18 protein-coding genes and 1 pseudogene are annotated in these 19,462 nt (G+C 64.3%); 4 read left to right on the forward strand and 15 right to left on the reverse strand.

The window, feature by feature from the left end; genetic code table 11:
- Positions 1 to 145: 145 nt before the first annotated feature.
- The 3 genes from VSR71_RS20860 to VSR71_RS20870 are packed head-to-tail and all read right to left on the reverse strand — an operon-like array spanning position 146 to position 3,745.
- On the reverse strand, positions 146 to 1,519 hold the full coding sequence (locus VSR71_RS20860; protein ID WP_342915743.1) for an L-serine ammonia-lyase: 1,374 nt from the start codon (positions 1,517 to 1,519) through the stop codon (positions 146 to 148).
- A 57-nt stretch (positions 1,520 to 1,576) separates the two neighbouring features.
- A complete protein-coding gene (locus tag VSR71_RS20865) occupies positions 1,577 to 2,701 on the reverse strand; it encodes a C45 family peptidase (protein WP_342915744.1) in 1,125 nt (374 codons plus the stop codon).
- A gap of 60 nt (positions 2,702 to 2,761) precedes the next feature.
- Positions 2,762 to 3,745 (reverse strand): tripartite tricarboxylate transporter substrate binding protein, encoded by a 984-nt coding sequence (locus tag VSR71_RS20870; protein WP_342915745.1) that lies wholly within the window; start codon positions 3,743 to 3,745, stop codon positions 2,762 to 2,764.
- 193 nt (positions 3,746 to 3,938) lie between these two features.
- On the opposite strand from VSR71_RS20870, the gene VSR71_RS20875 reads away from it, so the two are divergent.
- The 3 genes from VSR71_RS20875 (at position 3,939) to VSR71_RS20885 (ending at position 7,265) form a co-directional block, all read left to right on the forward strand.
- Positions 3,939 to 4,853, forward strand: coding sequence for a LysR family transcriptional regulator (locus VSR71_RS20875; RefSeq protein ID WP_342915746.1), 915 nt, complete (start codon positions 3,939 to 3,941; stop codon positions 4,851 to 4,853).
- A 400-nt stretch (positions 4,854 to 5,253) separates the two neighbouring features.
- Positions 5,254 to 6,027 (forward strand): flagellar brake protein, encoded by a 774-nt coding sequence (locus VSR71_RS20880; RefSeq protein WP_342915747.1) that lies wholly within the window; start codon positions 5,254 to 5,256, stop codon positions 6,025 to 6,027.
- Between the two features lie 272 nt (positions 6,028 to 6,299).
- Positions 6,300 to 7,265: a tripartite tricarboxylate transporter substrate binding protein gene (locus VSR71_RS20885; protein WP_428979442.1), complete on the forward strand. Its 966-nt coding sequence runs from the start codon at positions 6,300 to 6,302 to the stop codon at positions 7,263 to 7,265.
- Positions 7,266 to 7,286: 21 nt separating this feature from the next.
- On the opposite strand, the pseudogene VSR71_RS20890 reads toward VSR71_RS20885, so the two are convergent.
- From VSR71_RS20890 to VSR71_RS20935, 10 genes and pseudogenes are all read right to left on the reverse strand, one after another.
- Positions 7,287 to 7,655, reverse strand: a pseudogene (locus VSR71_RS20890) (aldehyde dehydrogenase family protein); the annotation flags it as partial.
- A gap of 29 nt (positions 7,656 to 7,684) precedes the next feature.
- On the reverse strand, positions 7,685 to 8,500 hold the full coding sequence (locus VSR71_RS20895; RefSeq protein WP_342915749.1) for a shikimate dehydrogenase: 816 nt from the start codon (positions 8,498 to 8,500) through the stop codon (positions 7,685 to 7,687).
- Positions 8,501 to 8,524: 24 nt separating this feature from the next.
- A complete protein-coding gene (locus tag VSR71_RS20900; protein WP_342915750.1) occupies positions 8,525 to 9,514 on the reverse strand; it encodes a D-glycerate dehydrogenase in 990 nt (329 codons plus the stop codon).
- Positions 9,515 to 9,534: 20 nt separating this feature from the next.
- A complete protein-coding gene (locus VSR71_RS20905; RefSeq protein ID WP_342915751.1) occupies positions 9,535 to 10,479 on the reverse strand; it encodes a sugar kinase in 945 nt (314 codons plus the stop codon).
- Complete coding sequence (locus VSR71_RS20910; RefSeq protein ID WP_342915752.1) at positions 10,476 to 11,273, reverse strand: sugar phosphate isomerase/epimerase family protein; 798 nt, start codon at positions 11,271 to 11,273, stop codon at positions 10,476 to 10,478. The genes VSR71_RS20905 and VSR71_RS20910 overlap by 4 nt, the downstream gene beginning before the upstream one ends.
- Positions 11,270 to 12,004 (reverse strand): amino acid ABC transporter ATP-binding protein, encoded by a 735-nt coding sequence (locus VSR71_RS20915; protein WP_342915753.1) that lies wholly within the window; start codon positions 12,002 to 12,004, stop codon positions 11,270 to 11,272. The genes VSR71_RS20910 and VSR71_RS20915 overlap by 4 nt, the downstream gene beginning before the upstream one ends.
- A complete protein-coding gene (locus tag VSR71_RS20920) occupies positions 11,991 to 12,641 on the reverse strand; it encodes an amino acid ABC transporter permease (protein ID WP_342915754.1) in 651 nt (216 codons plus the stop codon). The genes VSR71_RS20915 and VSR71_RS20920 overlap by 14 nt, the downstream gene beginning before the upstream one ends.
- Positions 12,638 to 13,396 carry an amino acid ABC transporter permease gene (locus tag VSR71_RS20925; protein WP_342915755.1) on the reverse strand — a complete coding sequence of 253 codons (759 nt, stop codon included), beginning with the start codon at positions 13,394 to 13,396 and terminating at the stop codon, positions 12,638 to 12,640. The genes VSR71_RS20920 and VSR71_RS20925 overlap by 4 nt, the downstream gene beginning before the upstream one ends.
- Before the next feature lie 54 nt (positions 13,397 to 13,450).
- Positions 13,451 to 14,254 (reverse strand): transporter substrate-binding domain-containing protein, encoded by an 804-nt coding sequence (locus tag VSR71_RS20930; RefSeq protein WP_342915756.1) that lies wholly within the window; start codon positions 14,252 to 14,254, stop codon positions 13,451 to 13,453.
- A gap of 237 nt (positions 14,255 to 14,491) precedes the next feature.
- Complete coding sequence (locus VSR71_RS20935; RefSeq protein ID WP_342915771.1) at positions 14,492 to 15,547, reverse strand: LacI family DNA-binding transcriptional regulator; 1,056 nt, start codon at positions 15,545 to 15,547, stop codon at positions 14,492 to 14,494.
- A 287-nt stretch (positions 15,548 to 15,834) separates the two neighbouring features.
- On the opposite strand from VSR71_RS20935, the gene VSR71_RS20940 reads away from it, so the two are divergent.
- On the forward strand, positions 15,835 to 16,053 hold the full coding sequence (locus tag VSR71_RS20940) for a hypothetical protein (protein WP_342915757.1): 219 nt from the start codon (positions 15,835 to 15,837) through the stop codon (positions 16,051 to 16,053).
- Positions 16,054 to 16,192: 139 nt separating this feature from the next.
- Here the strand turns inward: VSR71_RS20940 and VSR71_RS20945 are convergent, their stop codons facing one another.
- Together VSR71_RS20945 and VSR71_RS20950 are read right to left on the reverse strand one after the other, a co-directional pair.
- Positions 16,193 to 17,590 carry an amino acid permease gene (locus tag VSR71_RS20945; RefSeq protein WP_342915758.1) on the reverse strand — a complete coding sequence of 466 codons (1,398 nt, stop codon included), beginning with the start codon at positions 17,588 to 17,590 and terminating at the stop codon, positions 16,193 to 16,195.
- 265 nt (positions 17,591 to 17,855) lie between these two features.
- A complete protein-coding gene (locus VSR71_RS20950; protein WP_342915759.1) occupies positions 17,856 to 18,950 on the reverse strand; it encodes a branched-chain amino acid aminotransferase in 1,095 nt (364 codons plus the stop codon).
- Between the last annotated feature and the right edge of the window lie 512 nt (positions 18,951 to 19,462).

Here is a 19,462-nt window from a genome sequence, read left to right on the forward strand (position 1 = left end):
TCCATACCCTCGCCCCGCCGTGTCCCAAACTAATATGAGTTGGGTTGCGCTTTTATCCATTGACTGGGAGGCAACGGCAGGCCGAAAGTTCTCGGTGCCGCACGGCTTTGCAATCGGCTTTCGCGATACGACCAGCTTCCCGGTATCAGCATTCGATAACGTTGACCGCCAAGCCGCCCCTCGCGGTTTCCTTGTACTTTGTCTTCATATCGGCCCCGGTTTCGCGCATGGTCTTGATGACCTCGTCCAGGCTGACATGGTGCCTGCCATCGCCATGAAGCGCCATGCGAGCGGCACCAATCGCCTTGATCGCGCCGATGGCATTTCTTTCGATACACGGTATCTGGACGAGCCCGCCCACAGGGTCGCAGGTCAGCCCCAGATGATGCTCCATTGCGATTTCCGCGGCATTCTCGATCTGCTCGACCGTTCCGCCCAGTACCGCACACAGCCCGGCCGCCGCCATCGAGCACGCTACGCCCACCTCGCCCTGGCACCCGACTTCCGCGCCTGAGATGGAAGCGTTCTTCTTGAAGAGGATGCCGATGGCCGCGGCGGTCAGCAGGAATTCGACAACGCCGTCCTCGCATGCGCCGGCCTCGAACTTCATGTAGTAGTGGAGGACGGCCGGAATGATGCCGGCGGCGCCGTTTGTTGGAGCGGTCACCACGCGGCCACCTGCTGCGTTTTCCTCGTTGACCGCCAGGGCATACAGCGTGACCCAGTCCATTGCATCGAGCCTGTCGCCCGAGGCGTCACGCGTGCTCAACTTGCGGAATAGGGGCGCCGCACGCCTGCGAACCTGGAAGCCTCCGGGCAGGACACCTTCGGTGCGGCAACCTCGCGCTACACAGTCCTGCATCGTCTTCCAGACGGCCAGCAGCGCAGCGCGCGTGTCTGCGGCGAGCCGCCAGCATTCCTCGTTCCGGCGCATGATCTCCGCGATTGAGATGCCCAGCCTCGCCGCGATCGCCAGCAAGTCCTCGGCGTTGTCGAACGGTAGGGGCAGAGCCACTTCCCGGGACAATTCGATGTCTTCCCGGTCCGTCGCTGGCTCGGGCAAGACGAATCCGCCGCCGACCGAGTAGAACGTCGCGGAGCGCAGTTCGGCCCCGTCAGCAGCAAACGCGACGAAGCGCATCCCGTTGACGTGCAACGGCAGGCTACGCCGGTAGAAGACAACGTCCTTGCGCGCGTCGAAGGCGATCGATTGGCGGCCATTCAGGACGATCGTGCCTGCGTTTCGGATATCGGCCAGGTATTCCGGGACGCGGGCAACGTCGACCGTATCGGAATCATGGCCGGAAAGGCCCAAAAGGATCGCCGTGTCGCTGCCATGTCCCTTTCCGGTTGCGCCAAGCGATCCATAAAGCTCGGCCAGCAGGCGCGTCACGCTGCCGAGCAAGCCGTGGCGCTCCAGTGACTGCACGAACTGCCGTGCTGCCCGCATGGGGCCGACCGTGTGCGAGCTGGATGGCCCGATACCGATCTTGAAGAGGTCCAATGAACTGAATGCCACGAAAAACTCCGGGGTGAGGACATGTCTCTAGCTGCTGAACGGGGCGCTGCCAGTACCCTAGAGCGTGTATTCCTGGAACTCGCGGTGCTCATACGGCTTGCGCGCGATCCACATGACTCTCTTGGCGACATCCATCAGCGTTGTTGCCACCGTCGCCGAGATGCTGCTGAAATCGCCGGGCTTGGGGCTGCGCAACACCCCGTCGGGGAAACCGAAGTCGTCCGCCAGGATGGCGCGGATGTCGTTCCATTCAATGCCACGGTCCGCAATGGACCGCAATGCGTGCTCCACACGATGCTGCCGATACAAACTGTCGGGCCGCGCGACGAGGCCCGGGTCCCGCAGTCTGGCCACTGCCACGGGCGATAGCCAGTGATTGGCATGCACGAGCAAGTCGTCCTGGGGGAGGGTCCAGTACACGTCGGTGGGCGCGGCTTCAAGGCTTGCGCACGCCCCGTCGGTGGCGCTGCACTGCGCGAGGATCATGTTGCTCGAGCAGTAGCGGCGCGCGCTCCATACTGTTCGCATCGCGTGCGCAAGGTTGGTGGACTCCAGTAGCCGTCGGCGCAAGAGCACGACCGGAACGCCGGGGCCATGCTGGTAGTCCTCATGGCAGGACAACGCATTTCCCGTGAGCGACACGCCGTGACTGTTGAACCCGTGCCGCGCCAGGGCGCCGGCTTCCGTGAATGCGAGGATATCGGGGCTGTCGGCGCGGATACGCAGCACAATGCAGGTGTCGACGCATTCCTGCCGCCAGTCCCAATTGTGGGCGTGCAGCAGCCGGCCGGTGGCGGAGCGCTTTGGCAACACCACGAGTCCGGTGCAATCGCCGTCCTCGTTGCCGTCTTCAAGCGCCGCATTGCCGCCGATGGTCGAGAAGCCATATAGCATCTCCGTCCGGCAATTGATGACGACGACGTCTTCAAGGGACGTACCCGCGCCTTCGGCGATGCCTCGCATTTCCTCCAGATAGGCGGGGTCGAACGCGTCGATCTGCGGGAGCATGGCGCGTGCGAGACAGTCGATGGTGGCATCATCCAGGCCGCGACGGCCAAGCTGGGCGCGGTATAGCGTTGCGCCCGCCGCAATGCGTTCGGGCACCGCCCGCCCGTGCTGGAGTCCGCGGTTGTATGGGCCACCGGTCACGTCCACCAGCGGGAAGTATTGCGCTGCATGCATTCGAATATCCTTCATCCTGCAGTTATCAGAGGGCGAGGTGACCTGCCCCGGAACGGAGTCTTACTGCGCGGCCAGATTCAGCGATTTGACCAGCGGGCCCCACTGCTCGGCATCCTGCCGGGTGGCTTTCGCCACAGCGGATGTCGTCTTGTCCGTCGGTTCCGACATGTAAATCCTGCCCAGCTTTTGCCGGGACTCTGGATCCGCCCACATCTTTGCGGTGGCCACATTGAGCTTCTGGATAATCGCGTCGGGTGCGCCCTTCGGCGCCACCAGGCCGTACCAGCCACCGCCCAGCGACTTGGGAATACCAATTTCCGCCTGCGTGGGGACGTCGGGCATCTCGGGCACGCGCTTGTCGGCAAATACGACCAGCGGCTTGACCTTCTTTTCCTTGATAAACGGGATGGCGGAAAAGACTACGGCACTGGTCAACTGGGTTTCGCCGCCCACGACGGCCAGCAGGGCGGCCGCGCTGCCCTTATAGGGAACATTCAGAAGATCCACGCCAACTTGCCTGGCGAATATCTCCATGTTGAGGTGGGTCGAGTTGCCTTTTCCTGCGGTGCTGTAGGAGTACTTGCCCGGCGACGCCTTTGCCAGACGGATCAGATCGGCGACGTTGTTGGCCGGAACCGCGTTGTTGGCCAGCAAGACCTGCGGCGTGGTGGCAAGAATGCCGATGCCGACGAAGCTCTGGTCGGGATCGTAGTTCAGCTTGCCAAACGAGAAACGGTTGAGCGCGAGATTGGACTGGGTGCCAAGCAGAATCGTGTAGCCGTCTGCCGGCTGGGTGGCAACGTATGCCGCCGCGATCGAGCCATTCGCGCCGGCGCGGTTTTCCACCACAACGGTCGCACCCAGATGCCGGGCCACGTAATCGCCCCAGATGCGTGCGAGGCCGTCTGCGCCGCCGCCCGGCGGGAGCGGCACCACCAGCCGGATCGGCTTCGCCGGAAAGGTGTCCTGAGCGAATGCGCTGGGGGCCAGACAGGTGGCTGCCGCAGCACTGCAGCACGTCAGTGCCAGGAAAACATGCTTCATCTTCAGTCTCCGCAATTCAGGATGTTGCGATCTGCAACACCTGCTTGTGCGAGAAGTATGGGCCCGGGCAACCTCAATTTTTCATCATATTTCCGCTCTATGACATACCATAATTGGTATGCTGTCATGCGCCCGTAGCCGCGCCGCCTGGCAAATGCAGGGACGTACGGGCGGCCATAGTCCAGACCGAAAAATGAATCTCCTGTCGCTCCGACGCTTCGACCTGAATCTGTTGGTGGTTTTCGAATCCCTGATGGAGACGGGCAGCGTCACCAAGACCGCTGAGAGGCTTGCGCGCACGCAGCCGGGCGTGAGCCGGGATCTCGCCCGGTTACGCCAAGAGTTGTCCGACCCGTTGTTTGTCAGGGTCCGGGGAAAACTGGAGCCCACCGAGCTGGCTCGCAATCTCCGGCACACGGTCAGGCGCGCCCTCGAAGCCGTTGACCATGCGCTGGAGGAGGGCGGGGGCTTCCGTCCGTCCGAGTCAACGCAGGTATTCAAGATCGGTACGACGAGCGCCGTCGAGCTCTTGCTGGCCCCGTTGCTGCACAAGTTCCTGGAAACCGCGGCGCCCAGTGCAGGCGCGTATTTTTTCCCGGCCTATGGTGATGTGACGCCTGTCGAGGATCTCGAAACCGGCACCATCGACATCGCAATCGGCCGCTTCGACCGCCAGGCGCACAACGTGACGTTCTTTCCGCTGTTCGAAGAGCGGCGCGTATGCCTGGTGCGGCGCGATCATCCGCTTGCCGAAAAACGGCTGGAACTGGCTGATCTCCCCGAGATGCGGTTTATCAGCACGATTAACATGCTCGGCCGCGACAACGACGTCGACAACCTGCTCAAGGAGCATGGGCTGCCGAAACGCAAATTCCCGATGTACGTCTCGACCCTGTCCATGGCACCATTCGCCATGCGCGAAAGCAACGCAGCAATAACGCTGCCGCTGCGCGTAGCGAGGATTCTGGCAACCCAGTTCGACCTGAGCATGCTGGAATTGCCCGCTGAACTGCCGAATCGCATGTACTCGATTGCATGGCATTCGCGCTGGGACGCGTCATTGTCACACCGGTGGATGCGCGATGCTGTCGTATCCATGCTCAGCTAGCTCGGCGATGAGAGGCATCAGAATGGCTTGCGGGTGCCAAACGCAGCTATCGACCGGTTGCCGACGCTGACGGCAGTCAGGTAGGCCAAGTGTGGGCTGCACGCCAGTCCGGCTAATTCCGGATTTCCCGTCCGGCAAATGCGCATGTAGTCCGGCTAATTCCGGTTTCCTACACCACCCCATCGGATGCCGCGCTGGCAGTTCCAGCCCGGGATCGGCCAGCGTGGCAAAGCGCTAGTGCAACCGGCTGCCCGGGCCGCCACGAGCCGCCAGTTGGCTGAGCGCGCGACACCTCATGCAGCGTTACTCGAACAGGCGATTTCCTTTCAGTTTCGAATGGTGCCTGCCGTTAACCGACACGTTAGATTTTGTGTTGTCCACCCAGGTGGTATGACAATCCATGGACCTCTTCGATTCCGACCGCATCCATTGTGTTGTCCCTACGATACTATCGGAGGGACAAAAACTGGTCCAAAGCCATGATTCGATCGATCCGTGGCGAGTCAGTCTGGCACTGCAGGACCTTGCTTGGCTGAAATGCGAAGGCAGGCTCTACGGGCAGGGCGGTTATGCAATTACAACCATGCTTCTCGAGATCAATCCTGTTGCGCGCCGGTACATTCTCGAGGGTTGTCGAACTCCGGCCGAGCGAGACTTCCTGCTTGCCTCCGGAGAGATCATCTTCTCTGCGTCACTACGCGGAGTGCCGATCCGCTTTTCCGTTACAAATCCACGTACCATTCGGTTTCGGGGCGGACTTGCCTGCCAGGCAGACTTCCCCACCGAGTTCGACTTTGTCGAGCGACGGCAGCAGCCCCGAGTATTCATAGCTGATGACGTGAACTACACCTGCAGGCTGCAGACTCCGGGCGGCCAGATTGTTGAATTGCAAATTGATAATTTATCGCAGACCGGCGTGGGTTTGCGTTCGACTGCTATCGGCTATCGAGAACTGCCGCCAGGTACAATCTTGCACAATTGCAGTCTGAACCTTGGCAATCACGGTGTAATAGAAGCATCGCTGCAAGCGGTCGGGCATGGCATTATCCGCCGTCCCGAAGCAATGTTCCTCACTGGCTGTACTTTTCTCTCGCTCACATCCTGGCAGCGGACGTTTCTTCAGCGTTTGATCTATCAATTCGAGATGGCGAGTAATGGACACTCACGCCCCTAAAGCGTGCGGTTTTTAGCGGGGCATCGCGATACGCTGGTCACCCTTCGAGCATCGCACCACGCTACGATGCCTGCACCGACTGCCTAGGCTTCCACTGTCCCCGAACACTCGCGGCCAGCGTCCTTGACTTGCTCGAGGAGAAGCTTCGGTGGGGAGGCGATTACGTCGCCTTCGCGCAGGAATGGCAGTGTGCTGGCACCACGGCCTCTTGTATGTCGTGTGTCCCCGAAGGACATCCAACTTCGCCAACCAGCTCAAAATGTGAGTAATAGATGCGAATATCCCGCAAGCTGCTTTGCATGGCTGCACTGCTGCTCCCCTCATTTGCTGTGATCGGGCAGACGCCGACGGCTCGCTACCCGGAGCATCCCGTGGAACTTGTGGTGCCAAGCGCAGCTGGCGGTGGTACTGACACGGTTGCGCGGGCCTTCAGCGAAGCCATGCGAAAGTACCTGTCGCAGACGCTGACCGTGGTGAACAAGCCAGGCGCCAGCGGCGCAATTGGCATGACGGAAGTGGCCCGCGCCAGGCCGGATGGCTACAAGCTCGGCATCATCATCGCGGAAGCCGTGATCGTCCCGCATCTCGGGCCGACCACGTTCGACCCCGCCCAGCTGGTGCCGATCGCGCGCCTGAATGCCGATCCGTCCGCGATCACGGTCAAGGCCGATTCGCGCTGGAACACCATCGAGGCGTTCCTCGCATACGCCAAGGCGCACCCTGGGGAAGTGCAGGTCGGGAATTCCGGCCCGGGCTCGATCTGGCACCTTGCGGCGACGGCGCTGGAGGACAAGGCGCACGTCAAGTTCAATCATGTGCCGTTCACCGGCGCGGCACCGGCGCTGGTGGCGTTGATGGGCGGGCATATCGACGCGGTGGCCGTCAGCCCCGCAGAGGTATCGGCCTATGTATCCGCGGGCAAGCTGAAGACGCTGGCGGTGATGGCCGGGCAGCGTGTCAGCGGCTTCGAGAACGTGCCGACGCTGCGTGAGCGGGGTATCGACCTCGCGATCGGGACATGGCGCGGGCTGGCCGCGCCGAAAGGCACGCCACCCGAGGTGCTTGAAATCCTTGCGGCCGCCAGCCGCAAGGCGGTGGCGGACCCGGTTTTCGAGGCGGCGCTGCGCCGACAGAACCTGGGCATTGCCTATGCCGACGCGGCAACCTTCAAGGCGATGATCGCGGCTGACAACGCGGTGATGAAGGCGCTGGTGGCCAAGACCAAACTGAAGAAGTGAGGCTCTCCCCGGCCGCAAGGCTCAGAAAATGAAGCGCGCGTTAATGAAGGTCGATTTGTGCCCGAGCACGATTTCATCCAGCAGCGCTTTCGACGCGCTGGTCGCCTTGGCGGCGATCATGGTGCGGATCGAAAAGGCGCGCAGTGCATCGCTGACCGACAGGATCCCCTCGGCCGAATCCTTGCGCCCCGTAAAAGGAAACACATCCGGCCCCCGCTGGCCTTGGCAATTGATGTTCACCCGGCAAACCTGGTTCACCAGCGGATCCACCAGCCGCGCGATCTGGTCGGGACCGGTCCCGAAGATGCTGACCTGCTGTCCATAGTCGGAAGACCCGACGTAATCCAGTGCGGCGCTGACATCATCGAAAGGCACTACCGGGAGTGTCGGGCGTCAGGAGGCAAAGGGCGGCAGGAGGCTTAAGACAGGCGGGCAATTTCCTCAAGCAGCGCCGTCTCCATTGCCTCGATCGGCGCGCGTGCGCAACCGGTGTAGAACTCGACCTGGGCGCAGGCCTGGTGCAGCATCATGCGCGTGCCGTCGATGGTGCGGCAGCCAAGCGCGGCGGCATCGCGGATCAGCTTGCTCCTGACCGGGATGAACGCAGCGTCCATGACGATCAGGTGCGCGGCGAGCAGTCCGGCGACCGGGTTGACATCGGGGGCGCGAAAACCCGCGGCGGTCGCATTGGCGAGCATGTCGAAGTCCGCCGCGCGGAAGTCCGTCAACCCGCCGCCAAAGCGCAGGCCAAGCGAGCCGGCCAGTTCCTCGCCGCGCGCCGCGGTGCGGTTGAACACGGTCACGCGGGCGCCAGCCTCGCGCAGGCCATAGGCCATCGCCCGCGCTGCGCCGCCCGCGCCCAGCAGCGCGATGCGCTTGCCGGCCACCTCGGTCACTTCCTCGAACGCCCGGACAGCGCCGATGCAGTCGGTGTTGTAGCCAGTCAGCACGCCATCGAGATTGTTGATGGTGTTGACCGCGCCGATGGCGCGGGCGGTCTCGTCGAGCTGGTCGAGGTGCGGGATCACGGCCTGCTTGTGCGGCATCGAGACATTCATGCCGCGCACGCCGAGCGCGCGAATGGACTGCACGGCGCCGGGTACGTCCTGCACTCCGAAGCACACAAAGGTGTAGTCGATCCCGAGCGCCCGATAGGCGGCATTGTGGATGCGCACATTGAAGGTGAAAGGCTCGCCCATGATCGAGCCGCACAGCGTGGGAATGGAACTGGGCATTGGCGGGTGTCCTTGCGGGGAAATTCAGGCGGCTGCCTGGCCGGCAAAGGCCGCCAGGTCGAAACGCGCGGCGGGCTGCCGTCCGGCGAGCGCGTCCAGCAGGTTGCGCGTGGCCAGTTCGGCCATGGCGCGCCGCGTCTCATGCGTGGCCGATCCGATATGGGGCAGGGCGGTCACCCTGGGATGGCGGCGCAGCGGCGAATCCTGCGGCAGCGGCTCGGTGGCGAAGACGTCCAGCCCGGCCGCGCGCAGGTGGCCGCTTGCGAGCGCCGCGAGCAGCGCGTCTTCCTGCACGATCTGGCCGCGCGCGCCGTTGACGAAGATCGCGCCCGGCTTCATCAGCGCGAACTCGCGCGGCCCCATCAGGCCGCGCGTGCTGTCGGTCAGGGGCAGCGTGACGGCAACGATATCGGCGCGCCGCAAGGCATCGTCGAGATTGGTCCGGGTCGCGCGCCCCACCAGATCGGGCGGCTCCACCGCCGTCTCGTTGACGTAGAGCACTTCCATGCCGAAGCCGAGCGCCGCGCGGCGCGCCACGGCCTGGCCGATGCGTCCGAAGCCCAGGATCGCCAGGGTCTTGCGGTGCACGTCCCAGCCGAACAGGCTTTCGCCGATATTGGCGGTCCAGCGGCCTTCGCTCACGTGGGCTGCCAGCTCAACCAGGCGGCGGCTCGTCGCCATGATGAGTGCAAAGACGGTGTCGGCGGTGGTTTCGGTGAGTACGCCGGGCGTGTGGCACAGGGTGATGCCGCGCCGGTGCAGACAGGGGAGGTCGTAGTTGTCGACGCCCACCGAAATGCTCGAGATCACTTCCAGCCTGCCGGCATCGGCCAGTTCCGTCGCGCCCAGCCTCACGCTGGAGCCGATCAGGCCATGGGCGCTTGCCAGCGCGGCGCGGAAGGCCGGCCGTTGTGCCGGCTGGCGCGGGTCGGCCACGATCACGTCATGCTCGGACTCGATCCTGGCGAGCAGGTCTTCAGGAATCGGGCGGAACACCAGTACATTCTTGCGCATGGGTAATCCTTGCTGTCGCGTCACAAGCTGGCGGCCGCCAGCTGGACATGGGTCGGCAGGCCTTCGGTATCGCCTCGCACCTGCACTGCCCGCGCGCCGATCCAGGCACCGCGCCGGACGGCATCGCGCACGGGCCGGCCCTCCAGCAGCGCGCTGATCACGCCCACGGCAAAGCCATCGCCGGCGCCAACGGTGTCGACGACACGCTCGACGCTGAATGCCTCGACATGGCCGCTGCCCGCCTCGCCATCGAACCAGGCGCCGTCGGCACCCAGCTTCACCACCACCAGCTTCGCGCCGCGGGCACGGTAGAACGCGGCTATGCGCTCCGGCTCGGCGTGGCCGGTGAGGAAGCGGCCTTCCTCGATGCCGGGCAGCACCCAGTCGCACTGTTGCGCCAGGTCGTTCAGCGTCTGCCGCATCAGCTCGGGCGTGGCCCACAGCGTGGGCCGCAGGTTGGGGTCGAACGAGATCGTGCGTCCCGCGGCGCGCATGGTGGCGATGGCCTGGCGCGTGGCGGCCTGCGTGCCTGCGGCCAGCGCGGGGAACACGCCGGTGACGTGCAGGTGCCGAGAGCGCCGCAGCCACCTGTGGTCCAGGTGCTCAGGGTTCATGCGGCTCGCCGCTGAGCCGCGGCGGTGGTATTCGACGGGCGGATCGCTGCCGTCGTCGACCCGGCCCTTGAACTGGAAGCCGGTGCGCGCACCGGGCTCGCACACCACCTGGCTGCAATCCACGCCTTCGCGCTGCATTTCGCCGAGCAGGTAGCGCGCCATCGAGTCATCGCCCAGCCGGCTGGCCCAGCCGACCTTCAGGCCCAGGCGCGACAGGCCGATGGCCACGTTGGTCTCGGCACCGGCGGTGCGCTTGTGGAAGGTCTGCGCGCCTTCGAGCGGCCCGGCTTCGCCGGCCACCAGCATCAGCATCGCCTCGCCCAGCGTGACCACGTCAAGATCGGGGCTCATGCGGGGACCTCCACCGAGCGCAGCAGTTCGACATGACGGCGCGTGACCTGTACCAGGTCTTCGCCTTGCAGCGGGTATTCGATCGCACGCGCAACGTGCGTGGGCAGGTGGCGCAAGACGCTGCGCCACGGTGCCGCCGACTGGTCAAGCGGCACCGCGATCCATTTGGCGGGCGTGCGCTGCACGCCCTTGCAATGCACGTAGCCGACGTTGGCGCCGAGGACCTGCGCGGCGTCGAGCGGGTCTTCGCCGGTCCAGTGCCAGTTGCCCATGTCGAAGGTCATCGGCACGCTCTTCCCGAGCGCCGTGATACGCACGAAGAAGTCGCGCAGTGGCGGTACGGTGCCGGCCCGGGCGGTCTGGTCGTTTTCCACGACGAGTTCGATGCCCTCGTGCCGCAGCCAGGGAAGCAGCGCTTCCAGCGCCGTGCCTGCCCGATAGCCGCCAAGCGACATCTTGACCCGGGTCGCACCGAGCGCCAGCGCGGTCGTGAAGGCGCGGTCGAGCGCGGCGGCATCGAGGCTGCCTGCGTCATTCCACAGGCCTTCCGGGCTGGACCAGACCACGCTCAGTCCATGCTCCCCGGCGACCTCGCGCTGTTCATTGACTTCCTCCTTGTGTCCGCGCTGGAGTTCGCCGCGGAATTCCACGCCGTCCGCGCCCGCTGCCGCGGCAATGCGCGCCAGCGCAGCCTGGCCGTCGCGCTGGGCGAGGTCGGCGCCATAGACCGTCAGTGAGATCAGGACCGGTGGGCGTGACGTGCCATCTGCACCCTCTGCATGCCACTGGCTCATTTCAGTGCTCCCGCGCTCAGGAATTGCTGGAGCTCCGGAGTCCGCGGCTGCGCGAACAGCGCCTTCGACGGCCCCGCCTCGTGCACCTTGCCCTGATGCATGAAGATGGTGGTATGCGCCATGCGGCGCGCGAATTCCATTTCATGCGTGACCAGCACCATGGTCATGCCGGAGGCGGCCAGGTTCTCCATGACCCGAAGCACTTCCGCCGTCAGCTCGGGATCGAGCGCGGAGGTGACTTCGTCGAACAGCATCACCTTGGGTTCCATCGCCAGCGAGCGGGCGATGGCCACGCGCTGCTGCTGGCCGCCCGACAGCTGCTCGGGGTAGCAGTCCTTCTTGTCGAGCAGGCCGACCTGGGTCAGCACCTGGGCGACGATGCCGTCGATCCTGCCTGCTGCCATTTTCTTCACGATGGCCGGCGCCAGCGCGATGTTCTGGCCGACTGTCAGGTGCGGAAACAGGTTGTAGCTCTGGAACACCATGCCCACGTCGCGGCGCAGGTCCAGCAAGCGCTTGCGGTCGTGATCCAGCTTGTGCCCGGCGACGGTGATGTTGCCGGCGTTGATCGTCTCCAGGCCGTTCAGGCAGCGCAGCATGGTGCTCTTGCCGGAGCCGCTGCGGCCGATGATGGCGACCACCTGGCCCGGCTCGATCGCAAACGAAACGCCCTTTAGGACTTCGACGTGGCCATAGGATTTGTGCACGCCCTGTGCTTCAACGATTGACATGGAGCCTCCTTTCCATGCGCCGGGCTGCCGCGGACAGCGGGAAGCAGAGCGCGAAGTAGATAAGTGCGACGACGACGAAGACCGCGAAGGGCTGGAAGGTCGCGTTGTTGATCAGCTGGCCGGCGCGGGTCAGTTCGATGACGCCGATGATGGAAGTGATCGAGGTGTTCTTGACCAGCTGGACCGAGAACCCCACCGTGGGCGGCAAGGCCAGCCGCACTGCCTGCGGCAGAACCACGTAGCGCAGCTGCTGCCAGCGGGTGAGGGCGAGCGCTTCGCCGGCTTCCCACTGTCCTGGCGGCACGGCCTCGATGCAGCCGCGCCAGATCTCGCCAAGATAGGCGCTGGCGTAGATCGACATCGCCAGCGTGGCGGCGACCATTGGCGACAGCTTGAGCCCGAGCACGGACAGTCCGTAGTAGCTGAGGAACAGCACGATCAGCACGGGCGTGCCTTGCACGACCTGGATATAGACCGTGCTGGCCAGGCGCAGCAGCGGGCTTCTGGAGGTACGCGCCAGCGCCACCAGGAAACCGGCCAGGGTGCCGCCAACGAAAGCGAGCAAGGTCACCCAAAGCGTCCAGCGCGCGGCCAGCAGCAGGATTTCAAGATGATTCCAGGAGAACTCGGTGATCATTTCGCGCTCCCTGCAACGGCTGCCGTCAGGTCCGCCCGCGCCAGCGGCACGACCGGGGCCGTGCGGGCCAGCTTTCGGGCACGCGCCACCACGCGGCGCCGCCTGAACACCAGCTTGCCGATCAGGCCGAAGACGGCGCGCAGCAGCAGTGCCAGTCCGATATAGAGCAACATGACCAGGATGTAGCTCTCGAAGGTGCGGAAGGTCTGCGAATCGACCTGGCTGGCAACAGCCGTCAGTTCTTCCACCGAGATCGTCGACACCACGCTCGATGTCAGCATCATCAGCGTGAACTGGCTGGTCAGCGCGGGATAGACCTTCTCGAAGGCCGGCACCAGCGCGACGTGGCGGATCAGCTGCCAGCGCGTCATGCCGAGCGCGGCGGCGGCTTCAAGCTGCGAGCGGTGCACCGCCTGCAGTCCGGCCCGGATGATTTCCGTCGAGTAGGCGCCAAGGTTGACGGTCATCGCAATCACCGCGGCGGTGACGGCATCGATCTGCAGGCCCACGGTCGGCAAGCCGAAGAAGATGATGAAGAGCTGGATCAGGAAGGGCGTGTTGCGGATGGCTTCGACATACGCCCGGGTGGCACGCTGCAGCCATGGGCCGCCAAAGGCGGCGGCAATGGCGCCGGCGGTGCCGACCAGGGTGCCAAGCAGGATCGAGCCAAAGCTGAGCGCCAGCGTCATCGCCGCGCCGTCCGCGAAGCGATCCAGCTGCGACAGCACCGGGGTCCATTCGAATTGGTAGTGCATGCGGGTCTCCTGGCACGCCGGCAGGCGCCGGCGCGCGACGTCAGACGGCCTGGATCAGAACGTTTGCAGCGCGGGTAGCGCCTTGCCGGTCCACTTCTGCGCAATGGCATCGAGTTCGCCATTGAGCTTGACGTAGGAGATGGTGGTGTTGAGCCACTGGCGCAGTTCGAAGGCGTCGCGGCGCACGGCCATCGAATTCGGCTGCACCGAGAACGCAAACTTGGCGTCGAACTTGCCGGCGCCGCGCGCCTTCATGATCTCGTTGCCGGTGGTGTTGGGCAGCGCAATGGCGTCGACCTGGTTGCTGATCAGCGCTTGCGCGCAGGTGGCATCGTCCTCGAAGCGGACGATATTCATGCCGGGCACGGCCAGCCGGGTCAGCGCGGTGTCCTGCGTGGTGCCGCGCGTCACGCCCACTTTCTTCTTGCCAAGTTCGGTCAGCTTGGCGTACTTGGCAGCGGTGGGCGCAAAGATGGCCAGCTCGAACGCGCTGTAGGGCGCGCTGAACATGATGGCCCGCGCACGCTCGGGCGTCGGCGCCAGCGTGGCAACCAGGAAGTCGACCTTGCCGGCCTCCAGCGCCGGAATCCGACTGGGCGAAGTGAGCGGAACGATATCGACCGGCACCCCCAGGTACTTGCCGAGCAGATTGGCCACATCGACGTCATAGCCGGCGGGTTTGCCAGTGGCGTCCGTGGTGCCGAAGGGCGGGGCGCCGGTTACCACGCCGATGGTGACCTTTCCCTTCTTGACGATCTCGGCGACGGTCTGCGCCTGGGCGGTGAAAGCGGCGCTGGCCAGGACCAGCAGAGTCAGCACGGGCGCGGCTACGCGGCGCAACAAGCGTTGGACGTTCATCAATGTCTCCTGCACGTATATGGGTGTCGCTGGCGTCGCAGCGTTGGCAAGTACCGTCTTGAAACCGGTTTCAGGATTATAGGAAACCGGTTTCAGAGATCCAGCAGTGGAAACCCTTACGGTCCGGCCGCGGTGGGCCAGGGGGATGAGATGCGCGCGTTTCAGCACCCGCCTACGCTGGTGCGGCGGGTCTAAGGCGTGGTTTACGGGTGCACGCCGAAAGGCGGCGGGGGAGGATCAGCGGCGGGTGGACCCGCGCGTGACCAGCGTGCCTGGCAACAGGACCCGGCGCGGCGGCAGTTGCGTGCCTTGCAGGCGCTCGATCAGGCAATTGGTGGCGACGCGCCCGATATCGTCGGTCGGCTGGGAAATCGTGCTGAGCCCGGGGCCGACCAGGGCAGCCCATTCCGGGTCATCGAAGCCAACCAGGCCAAGATCTGTGCCAAGCTGCCATCCCAGTCTGCCAGCGGATGCGGCCACGCGCAGCGAGATCACCGCGTTGGCCGCGAGCACGGCAACGGGCGCCTGGCCGGCACGACGGCGCAGGTCGCGCAGCGCTTCATCCAGGGCATCGTCGTCACCCCGCTGGGCTTCAAACGCGGTCCCGCTGACCGTGTCAGCGTGTTCGGCGACAAAGCCCTGGAAGGCGCGGGCGCGCTCATTGCGAGAACTGATCGCTTTGATCGGCTCGCTGATGAAGAGCAGGTGCCGATAGCCAGCCTCGACCAGGTGGTCGGCAGCCTCCCGGACTGCGGTCTGGTTGTCCAGGGCCACCAGGTCGACTTCCGCATCGCCGATTTTGCGGTCGACCAGTACCACCGGCTTGCCCAACTGCGCTGCGTCGGCCAAGGCACCGGCATCGTGGCCCAGCGTGTGCAGGATAAATCCTTCGACCTGATAAGCCGACAAGGAGCGAATGGCTTCGCGCTCCAGTTGCTCGTCATTGCCGAGATTGAACAGCATCACCATATAGCCAGCGTCGCGACAGGCCTTTTCCACGCCACGCAGCACCGCCACCGAGAACGAATTGGAAACATCCGCCACCACCAGCCCGATCAGGCGCGACTTGCCGCGTTTGAGTCCCTGCGCCATGGGGCTGGGGCTATAGCCGAGCGTGCGGATGGCCGCGGCCACGCGCGCCTCGACGTCTGCGGACAATTGTTCGCCGCCCCGATTCAGGTAGCGCGATACGGTTGCCTTCGAGACACCCGCGCAGTCGGCAACATCTTGGATGGTGAGCTTCTTTGCGGTCTTCGGGTCGGAGATCGGTCGGGTCACGGGGCGGGGCGGCATTGGATTCGGGTTTTTGGTGAAACCAGTTTCACAATTATGCCTCGGGCCCATCCCCGCATGCCAGCAGGCGACACACTGGATCTCGCTCGGCGGACGCAGGAAGATCGCGCATTTGTTGACGCTTGCCATGACGTGACTCCCAACACGCATGTCGGTGCGCTCTGCCAGAATTTTTCCGCTTCAAGCCAGATTATTGTGGCTTTTGAAACCGAGCATTGTGAACGTAAGGGTTTACCGCGACGAGGGTAATCCCTAACAATGGCAACCATCCAAGAAAGAGATGAGCCATGAATACCAGTCGCCGTGCCCTAGTCGCTGTCGCCACAATCGCTGCCACCCTGGCGGCCGCTCCAGTGTTTGCCAAGAGTGGCAAATTCGATACGTACACTGACGGCGCGCGGGCCGGGAAGTACGATGTTTACACTGACGGCGCGAAAAGCGGCAAATTCGACACTTACACGGACGGCGCCAGGTACTACATTGCGTCCGACCGCGCCCCGCTTTAAAAGGCTGCAAAATTCCCGGTCGGGGACGCCCCCGCGCACCTGATATCGGGACAGTGGGGTGGCGCCCTCTTTCCGCGTGGTTCTGTCCAACCCGGATACGACGCATGCCATCCTGGGGGACATCCTCGACGAACATCAGCTACCTGGTGTTACTGTGCAGCACCGCATTGCGGCGCGCGTACAGGAAGTAGATCGTCAGCCCGATCCCCAGCCAAGTAAGGAAAGCAATCCAAGTCAGCGCCTGCAGGTGCGCCATCAGGAACAGGCAGAAGCCGATTGCCAGCAGCGGCACCACCGGCACGCCCGGGCAGCGGAACGCGCGCGGCAGGTCGGGACGGGTCTTGCGCAGCACCAGCACCGCCACCGAGATCAGCGTAAAGGCCGCCAGCGTGCCGATATTGATCAGCTCGGCCAGCACGTTCAGCGGCACGAAGCCGGCGATCGCGGCAAAGACCAGGCCCACGGTCCAGGTAGCGAAGTAAGGCGTCGCATGCACGGGATGCACCGACGACAGCCGCTCGGGCAACAGCCCGTCACGCGACATGGCGAAGATCACGCGGGTCTGGCCGTAGGTCATCACCAGGATCACCGTGGTCATGCCCAGGATCGCGCCCAGGTCGACAAAGCCCGCGACCCAGTTCTGCCCGGCGTATTGCAGCGCCAGCGACACCGGGTGGTCGACGCCGGCAAACCTGGCGAACGGCACGATGCCGGTCATGATCGCCGCCACCACGACATACAGCACCGTGCATACCGCCAGCGAGCCGATGATGCCGATCGGCAGGTCGCGGCGCGGGTTGCGCACTTCCTCCGCTGCAGAAGTCACCGCGTCGAAGCCGATAAAGGCGAAGAACACCAGCGCCGCCGCATTGAAGATGCCGCTGAAGCCGAACGGCGCGAACGGCTCCCAGTTGGCCGGCTGCACGTGCCAGACGCCGACCGCAATGAACAGCAGCACCACGCCGATCTTCACGGCCACCATCAGGTTGTTCACGCGCGTGGATTCGCGCACGCCGTACGACACGACCCAGGTGATCGCCAGCATGATCAGGCAGGCCGGCAGGTTGATCATGGTCTCCACACCCGGCACCGAGCCCGGCGCGGCGGTCAGGGCCGCCGGCAGCTTCAGCCCGAAGCCCGCCATCAGCGACTGGAAATAGCCCGACCAGCCCACCGACACGGCCGAGGTGGCCAGCCCGTACTCCAGCAGCAGGTCCCAGCCGATCATCCACGCGACGATCTCGCCGAGCGTGGCATAGCTGTAGGTATAGATCGAGCCCGATACCGGGATGGCCGAGGCAAACTCCGCGTAGCACAACGCGGCAAAGCCGCACGCCAGCGCGGCGATAACGAAGGACACGGTCAGCGCCGGCCCGGCGGTCAGCGCGCCGGTGCCGGTCAGCACGAAAATCCCCGTGCCGATGATGGCGCCGATGCCCATCATCACCAGGTCGACCGGACCCAGCACCTTCTTCAGGCCGCCAACATGGCCGGCCGCCAGCATCGCGTCAATGTCCTTGGTTCGGAACAAGCTCATATAGGGGTCTCCTGCATGTGTTGCCGCGCGATCGCACGGATCCGCGCCGAAAATGACGAGGAGTCATGCGGGCGCGATGGCATCCGGGCAGCGTGCTGCCGGGTCGGCGGCACGGCTAGCCGGCACGCAGGTCGCGCACCAGCCCCGGTATTGGTTGGAATTTTCCGGACCGCCCAGGCGGGCGGGGACAGACGTCAAACCGAATCAACGCGGCGCGCACTGCCCACCGATTTCTTGCGCGCCGCTGATGTCAAACACGCTGGTCTCAATCCACGTGATGCACCCATCCGAACGGGTCTGCGATCTTGCCGCGCTGGATGCCGGTCAGCAACGAACGGAGGCGTTGTGTGACTTCGCCTTCCCCACCATTGCCGATCGTAAACTCCCCACCAGCGTGACGCACCTGCCCGATGGCGGTGACGACCGCGGCCGTGCCGCAGGCAAAGGTTTCCATAACCCGGCCATTGGCCGCATCTGTGCGCCACGTCTCGAAGTCGTATGGGGTTTCATTGACCGGAATACCCTCGTGCCGGGCCAGTTCGATGACCGAAGCGCGTGTAATGCCCGGCAGGATTGTCCCTGTTAATGGGGGCGTGCGTAGAGAGCCGTCATCCATCACGAAAAACACATTCATGCCCCCGAGCTCCTCGATCCAGCGGTGCTCCGCAGCGTCAAGGAACACCACCTGGTCGCAGCCCTTGGCCGAGGCCTCGGTCTGCGCAATCAGGCTGGCCGCGTAGTTGCCTCCGCACTTGGCCGCGCCGGTGCCGCCAGGGGCCGCGCGGGTGTATTGATCCGAAACCCATACGGTCACCGCCGACTTGCCGGCCTTGAAATACGGGCCGACCGGGCATGCGATCACGCAAAAAACGAACTCGGCCGAAGCGCGCACGCCGAGAAAACTCTCCGAGGCGAACATGAATGGGCGCAGGTAGAGGCTACCCTCGCTACCTGGAATCCACGCGCGGTCAATATCGACGAGCGCTTCCACGGCTTGCAGGAATGTGGCCTCGGGTAGCTCGGCCATTGACATGCGGGCAGCCGAGGCGCGAAAACGCCTTGCGTTCTCCTGTGGTCGGAACAGCGAGATCTTTCCGTCCTCGCCACGGTATGCCTTCATGCCCTCGAAGATTTCCTGCGCATAGTGCAGGACTGCGCAGGCGGGATCGATTTGGAAAGGACGGCGCGCTTCGACCTTGGCGTCATGCCAGCCGCGACCGTCGCTCCAACGGATCGTGACCATGTGATCGGTGAAAACGCGTCCGAAGGTCGGATTTGCCAACTTGGCAGCGATCTCATCGGCGTGGGTGGGGCCGGGGTGAGGCTCTACAACGAACTGCAATTGATTTTCCGTGCTCATTTTTCAGTGTTCCGAGGATGTTGGGCCCATGGCCCAGTATTGGCCTGCTTCTCATGGCCGAAAAGGCGAATATCTTCCGGCGCTGAAGCCATTGCGACGGATTGACGTCGGGCTGGAACACACGTCGCTGGCGGCAAGGTGCTGCTTCGCCTTCGTACAGCGCTTGGTCGATGCCGCTCATCGGCGAGCCGCGGTAGCCGGAGACAGATCCCGCCGAAGTGAGGCCGGCGGCGCGGTCGCGCGCCTGCACAATGGGCAGGCGAACCAGCGCCTGGGTGCCGCTCAGCTAGGCTCGGCCTTTCTCGAGGGTGTACTTGTCGTCCAGGCTGGCGTTGGCCAGGGCCTCGCACAGGTTGGGGGTAGTGTGGCATTCATGATGTCTGTCTGTGGTGGTCAAGTTATTTCGGACAGGCGGATAGGTTCTTTCACTGTCGATTTCGCCTCGTGGGCAGTGGGCGACAGATACCCCAGGGTTGAGTGCAAGCGCACTGGGTTATAGAAGCCAACGATGT

This window comes from Cupriavidus oxalaticus (genome assembly GCF_038900635.1).
Lineage (GTDB): Bacteria > Pseudomonadota > Gammaproteobacteria > Burkholderiales > Burkholderiaceae > Cupriavidus > Cupriavidus oxalaticus_B.

Coding starts and splice junctions, on each gene's coding strand:
- VSR71_RS20935 (WP_342915771.1), bottom strand. CDS start 15,547: ATGCCGCCCCGCCCCGTGACCCGACCGATCTCCGACCCGAAGACCGCA.
- VSR71_RS20950 (WP_342915759.1), bottom strand. CDS start 18,950: ATGAGCACGGAAAATCAATTGCAGTTCGTTGTAGAGCCTCACCCCGGC.
- VSR71_RS20875 (WP_342915746.1), top strand. CDS start 3,939: ATGAATCTCCTGTCGCTCCGACGCTTCGACCTGAATCTGTTGGTGGTT.
- VSR71_RS20900 (WP_342915750.1), bottom strand. CDS start 9,514: ATGCGCAAGAATGTACTGGTGTTCCGCCCGATTCCTGAAGACCTGCTC.
- VSR71_RS20880 (WP_342915747.1), top strand. CDS start 5,254: ATGGACCTCTTCGATTCCGACCGCATCCATTGTGTTGTCCCTACGATA.
- VSR71_RS20930 (WP_342915756.1), bottom strand. CDS start 14,254: ATGAACGTCCAACGCTTGTTGCGCCGCGTAGCCGCGCCCGTGCTGACT.
- VSR71_RS20915 (WP_342915753.1), bottom strand. CDS start 12,004: ATGTCAATCGTTGAAGCACAGGGCGTGCACAAATCCTATGGCCACGTC.
- VSR71_RS20910 (WP_342915752.1), bottom strand. CDS start 11,273: ATGAGCCAGTGGCATGCAGAGGGTGCAGATGGCACGTCACGCCCACCG.
- VSR71_RS20925 (WP_342915755.1), bottom strand. CDS start 13,396: ATGCACTACCAATTCGAATGGACCCCGGTGCTGTCGCAGCTGGATCGC.
- VSR71_RS20885 (WP_428979442.1), top strand. CDS start 6,300: ATGCGAATATCCCGCAAGCTGCTTTGCATGGCTGCACTGCTGCTCCCC.
- VSR71_RS20920 (WP_342915754.1), bottom strand. CDS start 12,641: ATGATCACCGAGTTCTCCTGGAATCATCTTGAAATCCTGCTGCTGGCC.
- VSR71_RS20895 (WP_342915749.1), bottom strand. CDS start 8,500: ATGCCCAGTTCCATTCCCACGCTGTGCGGCTCGATCATGGGCGAGCCT.
- VSR71_RS20945 (WP_342915758.1), bottom strand. CDS start 17,590: ATGAGCTTGTTCCGAACCAAGGACATTGACGCGATGCTGGCGGCCGGC.
- VSR71_RS20865 (WP_342915744.1), bottom strand. CDS start 2,701: ATGCATGCAGCGCAATACTTCCCGCTGGTGGACGTGACCGGTGGCCCA.
- VSR71_RS20905 (WP_342915751.1), bottom strand. CDS start 10,479: ATGAGCCCCGATCTTGACGTGGTCACGCTGGGCGAGGCGATGCTGATG.
- VSR71_RS20870 (WP_342915745.1), bottom strand. CDS start 3,745: ATGAAGCATGTTTTCCTGGCACTGACGTGCTGCAGTGCTGCGGCAGCC.
- VSR71_RS20940 (WP_342915757.1), top strand. CDS start 15,835: ATGAATACCAGTCGCCGTGCCCTAGTCGCTGTCGCCACAATCGCTGCC.